The organism is Halothiobacillus sp., assembly GCF_028710545.1.
Taxonomy (GTDB): domain Bacteria; phylum Pseudomonadota; class Gammaproteobacteria; order Halothiobacillales; family Halothiobacillaceae; genus Halothiobacillus.
Genome location: NZ_JAQTTX010000008.1, coordinates 18,353 through 29,987, shown reverse-complemented (window position 1 = coordinate 29,987; position 11,635 = coordinate 18,353). Strand labels below are relative to the sequence as shown.

The window sequence follows — 11,635 nt, the reverse complement described above, 5'->3', positions numbered from 1 at the left end:
TAGCTTCTCGGAAAACTGAACTACTGCTGCCTCGAACTCTTTTCGAGATGGCCTTTACTCGATTTCAGCTTTTATCACATCTTTACGGGTCAGGCTGAGATAAACCACCAGGCTTGAAATGGCCACAAAAAACAGAAGACTGGTTTGAACCGTGCCCAAGCCAAGCCCGCCCACAGCAACCGGTTGCGACAGGAAATCGCCAAGTGAAGCGCCCAGAGGACGTGTCAGGATATAGGCAATCCAGAAAGCAAGGACTGCATTCAACTTGAACACGAAAAACGCGAAAGTCACAACGGCAATCATCCCGCCGAACATCAATGCCGAGTAGGCATAACCCATTGTCATCCGTTCGGCCACCAGATCACCGGCAGCCGTACCAAGCGCGAACGTGAAAAGAATCGCGAGCCAATAGTAGAGCTCCCGCCCACGCGTATCGATACGATGGATCGACAGTGTTTTCTCCCTGGCATACCAGACCGCAAACGTCACAGCCAAGGCAACAGAGAAAGCGAGCGTGCTGGCCTCAAGTGGAACGCCGAGCTGATCGGTCAGAATATCGGTAATCAATGTACCGACGATACTGATTAGCACGACTGTTAACCAATAGAGCCAAGGCGTGTAACGTTTTGTTTTAACTTGTGCGAACAGGAAACCAGCGAGCAAGCCCGTCATCACAATCGCCGTGCCTGTCAGCCCGACATTCAGATTGATATTGAGGAAATCAGCCGCTGTCTCGCCCACTGTAGTAGCGAGAATCTTGATAACCCAGAAAAGTGCGATGACTTCGGGCACTTTATTGAACAGTGTCTTTGCATCGGTCAGTTGAGCGTCATTCATTGAGCTTCTCCCAAAATTGGAAACGGCGCCGCAACTAACATCACGGCGCCCGACAGGGATCGTGGATCAGTCCGCACGATCACCCGAGTCATCATGATCGGCCTGATCGGCTGTGACCGAAATCACCTTACCGTCATTCGCATCTACCTTGACATCTGAGACTGCCTGCCCCTTGACCACTTCCACATCAAAAACCCGCTGTCCTTGGAATGATTCATACTCGGCTTTTGAAGCCTTACCACCGACATGCTGTTCCGCTGCGGTCACGGCATCTGCAAGACCAATCTTCGCCTGAGAAATAGCCAGGGCATCGTTACCTTCGTGCTGAGAAGATGCATAAGCGCCACCAACGGCAAGAGCAGAAAGAGCCACCAGCGCGGCCAGATAAGTTTTACGTTTCATGATATTCATCCCTCTGTAATCGTGCAGACATTGCACAGGGACAAAGATAGCGGTCGAGAATTAGCTGAGAATTAGTGACTTCGACATCCCACTACGAAGCAGGAGAAATATCCACGGGCATAATCTCGGGCCACGCGTGTTCAAGGCGCTGCAATAAACGAGACAAGGGCGTAATGCCGACAAATACCTCAACTATCTGGCCATTTCGAACCAGCAGGATCGTCGGCGTTCCCATGATGCGCAGCGTTTGTGCCAGCGCTCTATGTTCCATCACCGATAAGCGAAAAACCCTGTCCGGGTATCGTTTGGCAGTCGTGTCCAGAACCGGAGCCATTTTGCGACACGCACCGCAATTTGGCGCGTCGAAAGCCACCAGAACATTCATACCCGACCGATCTTCAAACGGATGCGCCGAATGGTCAGCCATTTGCGCGGACTGACAGGCACGCAGCAACTCATCAGGCACCGCTTGGCCCTGCATTGATTTCGCTCGCCGCACCACCAACCACTGCCCCAACAGGATCAGGAGCACCAAGGCAAACAAAACAGCGGGGACGGTCATATCGGGCATGGGCTTAAATCCGTGTGTAATTAAATAAGTTTTGCTCGCAGCGGACAATTCTCGGGCAGGAGACTGCCTATGCGCGCAGCGAGATCGTAGAATAATACAGAACCAAATACAGCGGCCTCGGTCTCGTTTAAAACCCCGCTATCCGCCAAGAGGCATGACATGCGTTTTAACAAATCTCCCAAATCATTCATCGCCGGCCTGATTGAACTGCTATCACAACTGGAAACCGGGCGTAAACAGGGCTTCAGGGAAAAACCGGATCCTCGCGCATTGGCCCAGCGATGGCACCCGGAAACGGGATTCAAAGTCATTCACCATCCTGCGCTGATCCCGGTTGAAGATCTTCTCCATCGAGAAAAACAGCTTGGACAAATTGAACGAAATACACACCTGTTTCTGAGTGGCAAACCCGCCAATCACGTGCTCCTTTGGGGTGCTCGGGGTACTGGCAAGAGTTCGATCATACGCGCAACCCTCACCCGTCACGGGGGGAAAGAACTGGGCATGATCGAGCTGGATCGGGAAGGCTTGGCTGCTCTGGGTGATCTGATTCAGATTCTGGGCAATCAGGACCGAAAATACATTCTGTTCATCGATGATTTGTCGTTTGAGGCAAACGATGCCAGTTACAAGGGTTTGAAAGCGTTGCTGGACGGTTCTCTGATGGCGCCACCCGATAACGTGCTGGTCTACGCCAGTTCCAATCGCAGGCACCTGCTTCCAGAATCCATGCAGGACAATCTGGCCGCACAAGTGGTTGAAGGCGAGTTACACGAAGGCGATGCGATCGACGAAAAAGTCTCGTTATCCGAACGGTTCGGTTTGTGGCTGGCATTCCATCCATTCAACCAGGATCAATATCTGGATATCGTGCGGGCGAAAATTCAAACCGTTGAGGGAGACACACCCGAACAGACAGACAAAATCCGCGATGAAGCGCGTTGGCAGAAAGAAGCGCTCATGTTCGCGCGCTTGCGTGGGTCACGAAGTGGACGGGTTGCGCACCAGTTTGTGCGTTACTGGCTCGCAGAAAACCTGGCAGACATTTGAGAACGAACAGACAAACCCGTTTTTGATGACAAAAGAATGAAACAAAAGTTATCCAATTAACAACACCTTCTGCTTATTTCAAGCCTCAGGATGAAAAACTGCTTGTAATTGATGTCTTTTGCTTTAATGTCAGTGTTGTGTTTACCAAGGCGCAAGTTTTTGTTGCCCGACCATAAACACCTGAAGGGTGCGTTTTAGTGCTATACAAACCCTTTGGTTGAAACGATAGCACGTGTACGAGAGTATTTTTTCCGATGATTAATATCTATGTTGGCAACCTGTCCTATCAATCTGGCGATGCAGACGTTCGTTCTGCGTTCGAAGCTTTCGGCGAAGTTAAATCCGCCAAAGTAATCCAGGACATGGCGACAGGTCGCTCCAAGGGTTTCGCGTTTGTTGAAATGGCAGACAAAGCTGCTGGCATGACTGCCATCGAGCAGTTGGACAACACCGACCTGAACGGTCGTAACATTCGTGTCAACGAAGCCCGTCCTCGCGAGCGTACCAATGATCGCGGCGGCGATCGTGGTGAATTCCGTTCACGCCACTAAGCCAAAAACCTCTTAGGTAATACGCTTAGATACAGTATGGGCCAACGGCTTTAAGCCTTTGGCTCTGGTGTAGATCAGAATTTACAGAAGGCTCGCAAGAGTCTTTTTTTTCGTCTGCAATTTATAAAAAACATAGCCTGACCACGCCAGTCAACGGTCAGAATCTGACAAAACCGGCAGATGATATAGATACATATCAAAATGTTGCGCGGGTACGAGACGGCTCTCCTCTATTCCCGGCACCGGAAATGCCAAGCTGAGCAACACGGCATTGGCCTTCATCTCACGCCCTGACTTTCTCCAGACCTGAAGCATGGGTTCCGGAGACAGGAAAGCGAATACCACATCGTACGGCGACCAATCCATTTGCCAGAAATCGCCAAAATGAATCGTGCAATTGCTTTGCTTGCGGCAGCGCCAGCGTGCAATCAGATACAACACCGGCGCACTTTCAATCCCGACGAATTGAGCCTCGGGAAGCGCTTGTGACAATCGAAGCAATAAACGACCATCACCACACCCGATATCCAGCAGCGAGTGGTGCTTTTCCTCCCGCATGAAATCGGCAAGAACACGGCTGACCATGGCATCGGAACGATAGAGTGGAATTCGATTGAAAATGGCATTCCACTGCAAGGCCATCAAAATCACAGCGGCAATGAGAAACCACACTGGATTAATCGTCAAAGAAAGCAATGCGGCCAGTGGCATTACCAGCAATACAGGACGCCACCAGGAGGGAAGAAGCCGCCACCCGAAACTCATCGCCAGCAAGCCGGCCACGATGGCAGCCAACCACAAAGGCAGATGCGGTAAACCGCTATCACGAAGTAAATACAGCAGACCGGCGGTCATGGCGACGCCAAGGCTCAATACAATCAAGGCGAGGACAAAGCCGAGTAAGCGAGGCATCAGGACGGATTATGGTTTTGCTGGTGCAGGCTGAGTGGGCGCTGGGGGCACAATGCCGGGATTGGTGATCGTGCCCGTTATTCCCTCGATAGTCGTTTCAGGCGCGCTGGTTGTCGGCGCTGCCGGGGTTTGAGCATTATCGGTGGGTGCTGACGTCGAGCTTGTATTGGATTTTGCTTTATCAGTTGTTTTATCCGCGCCGAAATCCATGGGGTGCAGAACACGTTCAGCAGCACTGTCATTCATGACGATGATCGAGATCCGTCGATTACGTGGATCGGCAGGATCCGATGGAATAAACGGCAAGGCGGCCGCCATGCCGACCACGCGCAACAATTTCGACTCATCGTAACCATCCTGGACCAACTCACGCCGCGCGGCATTGGCACGATCCGCCGAAAGCTCCCAGTTGGTGCGATCTATGCCATTGTAGGGAAGTGAATCGGTATGACCGGTGATACTCAGACGATTCGGCAACTTGTTGATGACCGGTGCCAGTTTTTTCAGAATCTCGGCAGCATAGGGTTCAAGACGGGATGAGCTGATCTTGAACATGGGGCGATTGGCCTGATCGATGATCTGGATGCGCAAACCATCCCGCGTCATATCCAGCTTGATCTGATCTTTATAAGCCTTGAGGGCCGGATCGACATTGATCAGGGACTCAAGCTCCTTTTTCAGATTTTCGATCCGCTTCTTGTCTTCTTCCTGAATTTTCTTACGTGCCTCTTCCTCGGTCATCTTCTTCAGATCGGTCTCGATCTTCGCCGGGGGCTCGCTACCATTGCGAACCTGCCCTTCTTTGCGCGTCAGATCCTCGCCACCGGCATTGATCAGACTGACCGACATACCGGCGCTGGGGCCACCCTCCAAGGTAACTTTGACCGGATTATTGAAGTAATCCGCGATGCCTTTGAGCTTGACCTCACCAACCGAACCCAGCAGCCACATCAACAGGAAGAACGCCATCATCGCAGTCACGAAGTCGGCATAGGCGATTTTCCACGCACCACCATGATGGCCGCCGTGACCTTTGTTCACCTTCTTGATGATGATCGGTTTGGATTGATCCGGCTGTTCGGCCATCAGAATGCTCTCGAAGAGAAATGCGCGGGCATCGGTTGATTATTTTTTCTTGAGGAACTCTTCGAGCTCCTGGAAGCCGGGGCGATCGGAAGAGAACAGCACCTTGCGGCCGAATTCGGCGGCAACCTGAGGTGGGTAACCATTCATGAAGGCAATCATTGCCGCCTTGATGCTCTGGTAGTACTTGGTGGAGTCGTTGACCTTGTGCTCCAGATTGGCCGCAACCGGGCCCACCAAGCCGTAGGAAATGAGGATACCGAGGAACGTACCCACCAGCGCCGCCGCTATCAAGCCACCCAAGATGGCCGGCGGCTCAGCTACCGATTCCATGGTGTGCACAACACCCAAAACCGCGGCAACGATACCGAATGCAGGCAGACCATCGGCAATTTTCGCAATATTCGTGCCGGGCAGAGAAGCTTCTTGATGGTGTGTGTCAATATCGATATCCATGAGGTTATCGATCTGGTGAACATCCAGGGTGCTCGACACCATCAGGCGCAAGTAATCGGTAATGAAATCCAATGCATGGTGATCGGCCAGTACGCTGGGGGCTTCCTTGAACAGGGCACTGTTCTGCGGATCCTCGATGTCTTCCTCAATGGCCATCAAGCCTTCTTTTCGCGCTCGAGTGAAGATGTGATACAGCAGGGCAAGCGTCTCCATATATAGGGCTTTTTTGTATTTTGAACCCTTGATGGCCGTACCAAACCCGCCGAGGGTGGCCTTAATTGTCTTGCCGGAGTTCCCTCCCACGAAGGCAGCCAACGCGGCCCCGATGATGATCAGATATTCGACGGGCTGGAACAGAACAATAAGGTGCCCGCCGGCTATAAGAAACCCACCGATGACCGAGCCAAACAGTAAAACCCATCCGATAATAACGTTCATGCTTGTCCTATTTTATTCGGGCAATCGCCTGTAACCCTTGCCGCTATTATTCATCAATCGAATGAATGCCCCAAAGCTTTTCCGGTAATTTCCGCCAGATCCGCTGAACATTCAGGTCGATCATGGATTTTTCTCAATGCCGCACACATCAACGCCGCACGATTCCCGTCAAATCGCTTCCAGGTATTGAATACCGAAGCCATGCGCGCGGCAATCTGCGGATTCATGGCATCGAGCTCGATGATGCGATCTGCCACCCATTGATAACCCGAGCCGCTACGATCGTGGAAACGCAACGGATTGGTTCGCGCAAAACTACCAATCAGGGCACGAACACGATTTGGATTCTTGATGGAGAACGTCGGGTGTGCCATAAGATCCTGTACCCGTGCCAATGCGCCCGCATCACTGCGTTGCGCCTGTAGTGCGAACCATTTATCCATGACCAGCGGATCATGTCGCCAACGCGCCTCGAACGCGGTCAACACGTGATCAAACTCCGCAGAATCACTCACACTCAATGCAATCAATGCATTGAAGGATTCGGTCATGTTATCGGCACGATCGAACTGTTCTTTAGCCAATTGTGTCCAGGCCGGGCGATTCAGACTGCACAGATAGGATAAAACCTGTCGGCGCAACTGACGCTGTCCCGCGGCACGGGATTCGAAGCGGTACGGGCCTTCCTGAGCGTGGCTCTGATAAATCAACTGCAAAGTCAACTCCCATTCCGCAGCCAGTTGCTGACGCAGCCGCACCCGCTCATGGTGTATCCATTCGACGGGCGTGTCGTGCTCGAACTGATCAGCCAGGTAATTCTCGCTGGGTAATGCGATGCACTCAGCCACGAACATCGGATCCTGTTCCGCCTCAAGCAGCAACTGCCCGAACGCCTTCGAGAGATCTTCGGGCAAGGCATCCTCACCGACCAAACCGACATCCATTGCCACCTTGATGCGACTCACCAGGCACCGCTGGATACGCCGCTGGAAGGCATCCCAGCGGTTGAAAGCATCGGTATCGGCACGGCTCAGCAGGCCAAGCGCCTCATCGGAGTAATCGTACTGAACATCCACCGGCGCGGTGAAGCCACGATTGAGTGAAGGTACAAGCAAATCGGCGTCTTTTTTCTCGATCGAAAACATCCATGACTGTGATGATTGTTCCACAATCAGGATGTGCTCAGCCTTGCCATCGAGCAATACGGGCTCCCCCGCTTCGTCAAACAAGGCAAAACCAAAGGGCAACATGTAGGGATGCCCATTGGCGGACTCTGGCACCACCTGCTCGATACTCAGAATGTATTGACCTTCGAGATATTCATCGCGCACAAGCAGCTTTGGCGTACCCGCCACGTCGTACCACTGGCGGAATTCGGTCAGATCGAGATCACTGACTTCGGCCATGCAGGAAACAAAATCCTCGATGGTGACCGCCTGACCGTCAAAACGATCGAAATACAGATCCGTACCCTGACGGAAGGTTTCTGCACCCAGCAAATTGCGCAGCATCCGCACCACTTCCGCGCCCTTGTTGTATACAGTCGAAGTATAGAAATTGTTGATTTCACGATAGGCCTTGGGCTGTACCGGATGCGCCTGCGGGCCCGCATCTTCGGCGAACTGGACTTGCCGCAGTAAATTGACATCGGCGATACGCTTGACGGCGCGCGATCCCATATCGGCAGAAAACTCCTGATCGCGGAATACGGTGAAGCCTTCCTTGAGTGAAAGCTGAAACCAGTCCCGACAGGTCACGCGATTACCCGACCAGTTATGGAAATATTCGTGCGCCACCACCGATTCGATACCGGCGTAATCGCCATCGGTGGCGGTATCCGGCTTGGCCAGAACGTAACGCGAGTTGAAGATATTCAATCCCTTGTTTTCCATCGCGCCCATATTGAAGTCGTCAACGGCCACGATATTGAAGACATCCAGATCGTATTCGCGACCATAAACCTGCTCATCCCAACGCATCGCATGCTTGAGCGACGCCATGGCGTGGTCGCAGCGGTCGGCATTATGCGCTTCGACATAGATGCCCAGTTCAACGGTTTTGCCCGACAGAGTGACGAATTCGTCCGTGATTCGTGTCAAGTTACCGGCCACCAGCGCGAACAGATACGAGGGCTTGGGATGCGGATCCACCCAGCGAGCCATGTGCTTGCCATCCGCGCATTTTTCGGCAGCGACAGGGTTGCCGTTCGACAACAGGACAGGATAAAGATCGGCTTCGGCAATCAAGGTCACGGTGTAGCGGGAAAGCACATCCGGCCGATCGATAAAATAGGTGATTCGACGAAAACCTTCCGGCTCGCATTGGGTGCAGAAATTCCCGGCCGATTGATACAGCCCCTCCAGAGCGGTATTGGAAGCAGGATCAATCCGGTTTTCGATCACAACATGAGCTTCATCCGGCACATCGGGGATGGTGAGCCTCGTCTCGGTCAAGACATATTGATTTTCCGTCAGCGCGCGTCCATCAACCTGCACGTTCAGCAGGGTCATATGTTCACCATTGAGCACCAACGCACGATCATGGTCCCCATTGCGGCGAATCTTCATCTGTGAACGCACATGAGTCTGGCTGGGCGCCAGATCAAAGGTCAGGTCGACCGTATCAATCAAAAAATCCGGCGGGGTGTAGTCTTCAAGGCGAATTTCAACGGCGCTCTGTTCAGCGGTGGACATAAATAATTCTCGTTCTGATTGAATTCAAAAAAACGCTTGATCATGAGCAAAAAACGCTGTGCGTATTGCATGGCAACCAAGTATCGAGGAAGAGTATAAACGCAATAAACAGCCTAGGGAGCCTCTGCACGAATCGATAGCGCCTCTGCGGGATCGCCATGGGTGCAAATGCAAGGCGCGGCACGCAGGGAATGGCCGTCGCCATTCGCAAGTGGCGCAAGGCTTCAGTTGGGCCCTTGGCGACCCGACCGGTGTTTGATCAAAGCACTGATGCATTCCTTGCGGCATAATGACGGCTCGTTTGTGGAGGAAATCATGTTTTTTCGTCAATTATCTGTCTACCGTCTCGAATCCGAATGCCCGGACTTTTCTACCCTGAATACCGCATTGAAAGAACACCCCTTCTCCCCGACACGACCGCAACAGGCCGAATCGGTCGGCTGGCTAACTGCCATTGGCGAACAGTATGTACACGAGACCGATGGTGCCGCGCGCATCGTGTTGCAGCGTGAAGAGCGCAGCGTGCCTTCTTCCGTCGTCCGTGACGAGGCTGATCAACGGCTGCTCGCCCGGGCGGGCACCACCGGTGAGCCCAGCAAAGCGGAAAAGATTGCCATGCGTGATGCCGTTTTGCTGGAACTGCTCCCTCAGGCCTTCCCCCGGCAATCGAACACTCAAACCATCATTGATAGCAAGAACCAGCAGGTGTGGTTCGATACACTCACGGCAACCAAGATCGAACAAACCTGCAACCAACTGCGCGAACAGATCGGTCAATGGCGCATGGTGCCTTTGTTCGGCACGCAGGATATTTCCGCCCATCTGGCCTCATGGCTGCTTGGTACGCCGCCCACCGGATTTGAAATTGGTGAAGGTGCCAAGCTGGTCGATTTGCGGGAAGGTGGCAGCGTGACCGTAGCGAAACTGGCACTGCCGGATCCGCACGTCGTCGCTCATTTGCACGAAGGCATGAAAGTCGATCAACTTGAGTTGATCTGGCGCGAGCAAATCCGGTTTACCTTGCGTGCCGATGGCGGTCTGGCGAAAATCAAGCCGACTGAACTTCTGGATACAGATGACTCAGGGGAAATGATTGACGATGCCGACCAGCAACTCGATGCCGATCAACGCCTGATGGTGGGCGCGCTGCGTCAACTGATTCAGGATCTGGCGAATGTGCTGAAAGACGACACAGATTCAAACACGAAATAACAAACCAATAAATAATGAACAATTATTGCGCACAGAACAGGAAGACCCAATGACCACGCCTGAAGCCACGCTCACCGCCATCAGCCCCGTCGATGGCCGATATGCCCGCCAAACCGAGCCATTACGAGCCTTTTTCAGTGAATTTGCCCTGATCAAGTACCGCGTCCTTGTCGAAATCGAATGGTTCAAGGCCTTGAGCGCCCACCCCGGTATCAGCGAGGTCCCCACACTCTCGCAGGCGGCGCGTCAACACCTCGATGAAATCGCAGAGCAGTTCTCCATCGCGGATGCCGAACGCGTCAAAACCATCGAACGCACCACCAACCACGATGTCAAAGCCGTCGAGTACTTTCTCAAAGAACAGGTGGCCGATTTTGCCGAATTGCGCGACTTGAGCGAGTTCTTCCACTTTGCCTGCACGTCCGAGGATATCAATAACCTCGCCTACGGGCTGATGCTCAAGGGCGCGCGCAGCGAAGTTCTGTTGCCGGTCATGGATGAAATCATCGCCGACCTGCGCGCCAAGGCCCATGCCTGGGCGCGCATTCCGCTGCTGTCCCGCACACATGGCCAACCCGCCTCACCCAGCACCATCGGCAAGGAAATCGCCAACGTACTGGCACGGCTGATGCGTCAGCGCGAGCAAGTCGAAACCATCCAACTCTTTGGCAAGATCAACGGCGCGGTGGGCAATTTCAACGCGCATCTGGCCGCTTACCCCGAAGTCGACTGGCCTGCGTTCTCCGAACACTTTATCCGTTCGCTGGGGTTGACACCGAACCCGTACACCATCCAGATCGAACCGCACGACTACATTGCCGAGCTGTTTGACGCCATCGCGCGCTTCAACACCATCTTGATCGACTTTGCGCGCGATATCTGGGGATCGATTGCCCTTGGGCATTTCAAACAACGGGTGGTGGCTGGCGAAATCGGTTCCTCCACGATGCCGCACAAGGTCAATCCGATCGATTTTGAAAATGCTGAAGGTAACCTGGGTGTCGCGAACGCCCTGCTCACGCATTTGGCGCAGAAACTGCCCATCAGTCGCTGGCAACGTGACCTGACCGATTCCACCGTGCTGCGCACGCTCGGTGTCGGCCTGGCCCACAGCCTGATTGCCTACCGTTCATTGCTCAAGGGGCTGGGCAAACTGGAAGTCGACGAGGCACGCCTGCGGGCCGAACTGGATCAGAACTGGGTCATTCTGGGCGAAGCCATTCAGACGGTCATGCGACGCTACGGCATGGAAAATCCTTACGAACAACTAAAAGCGCTCACCCGCGGGCAAACCGTCGATGCCAAAGCCATGCGGGTATTCATCCAGCAACTGGACGGCATCCCGGATGAAGCAAAGGAACGGCTGATTGCCATGACACCGGCCGACTACACGGGCAACGCGGCCGAAATGGCTGTGAAGATCTAACTGA

11 protein-coding genes are annotated in these 11,635 nt (G+C 53.4%); 4 read left to right on the top strand and 7 right to left on the bottom strand.

The genetic code is table 11. The features are described 5' to 3' along the window. Positions 1 to 54: 54 nt before the first annotated feature. The 3 genes from PHD44_RS02600 to PHD44_RS02590 form a co-directional block, all read right to left on the bottom strand. Complete coding sequence (locus PHD44_RS02600; protein ID WP_298219907.1) at positions 55 to 837, bottom strand: hypothetical protein; 783 nt, start codon at positions 835 to 837, stop codon at positions 55 to 57. Between the two features lie 66 nt (positions 838 to 903). Then, the gene (locus PHD44_RS02595) at positions 904 to 1,248 is read right to left on the bottom strand and encodes a PepSY domain-containing protein (protein WP_300187780.1); all 345 of its coding nucleotides are present in this window, start codon (positions 1,246 to 1,248) and stop codon (positions 904 to 906) included. An 82-nt stretch (positions 1,249 to 1,330) separates the two neighbouring features. Then, positions 1,331 to 1,810 (bottom strand): co-chaperone YbbN, encoded by a 480-nt coding sequence (locus PHD44_RS02590; RefSeq protein WP_300187778.1) that lies wholly within the window; start codon positions 1,808 to 1,810, stop codon positions 1,331 to 1,333. Between the two features lie 159 nt (positions 1,811 to 1,969). Between PHD44_RS02590 and PHD44_RS02585 the strand changes: the two genes are divergently transcribed. Both PHD44_RS02585 and PHD44_RS02580 read left to right on the top strand, forming a co-directional pair. Beyond that, the gene (locus PHD44_RS02585) at positions 1,970 to 2,860 is read left to right on the top strand and encodes an ATP-binding protein (protein WP_300187776.1); all 891 of its coding nucleotides are present in this window, start codon (positions 1,970 to 1,972) and stop codon (positions 2,858 to 2,860) included. Positions 2,861 to 3,114: 254 nt separating this feature from the next. Beyond that, on the top strand, positions 3,115 to 3,411 hold the full coding sequence (locus PHD44_RS02580) for an RNA-binding protein (RefSeq protein ID WP_012823910.1): 297 nt from the start codon (positions 3,115 to 3,117) through the stop codon (positions 3,409 to 3,411). 150 nt (positions 3,412 to 3,561) lie between these two features. On the opposite strand, the gene PHD44_RS02575 is transcribed toward PHD44_RS02580, so the two are convergent. Genes PHD44_RS02575 through pepN form a run of 4 tightly spaced genes read right to left on the bottom strand, consistent with a single transcriptional unit; the run spans position 3,562 to position 8,993 of the window. After that, positions 3,562 to 4,323, bottom strand: coding sequence for a methyltransferase domain-containing protein (locus PHD44_RS02575; RefSeq protein ID WP_300187774.1), 762 nt, complete (start codon positions 4,321 to 4,323; stop codon positions 3,562 to 3,564). 9 nt (positions 4,324 to 4,332) lie between these two features. Next, a complete protein-coding gene (gene motB / locus PHD44_RS02570) occupies positions 4,333 to 5,409 on the bottom strand; it encodes a flagellar motor protein MotB (RefSeq protein WP_300187772.1) in 1,077 nt (358 codons plus the stop codon). Between the two features lie 39 nt (positions 5,410 to 5,448). Next, complete coding sequence (gene motA, locus PHD44_RS02565) at positions 5,449 to 6,300, bottom strand: flagellar motor stator protein MotA (protein WP_300187771.1); 852 nt, start codon at positions 6,298 to 6,300, stop codon at positions 5,449 to 5,451. 53 nt (positions 6,301 to 6,353) lie between these two features. Then, entirely contained in the window at positions 6,354 to 8,993 is a 2,640-nt protein-coding gene (pepN, locus tag PHD44_RS02560) for an aminopeptidase N (RefSeq protein WP_300187769.1), read from the bottom strand. 315 nt (positions 8,994 to 9,308) lie between these two features. Here pepN and rdgC point away from each other — a divergent pair, with 315 nt between their 5' ends. Together rdgC and purB are read left to right on the top strand one after the other, a co-directional pair. Continuing rightward, positions 9,309 to 10,205, top strand: coding sequence for a recombination-associated protein RdgC (gene rdgC / locus PHD44_RS02555; RefSeq protein ID WP_300187767.1), 897 nt, complete (start codon positions 9,309 to 9,311; stop codon positions 10,203 to 10,205). 49 nt (positions 10,206 to 10,254) lie between these two features. Continuing rightward, positions 10,255 to 11,631, top strand: coding sequence for an adenylosuccinate lyase (gene purB / locus PHD44_RS02550; RefSeq protein WP_300187765.1), 1,377 nt, complete (start codon positions 10,255 to 10,257; stop codon positions 11,629 to 11,631). The last annotated feature ends 4 nt before the right edge of the window (positions 11,632 to 11,635 follow it).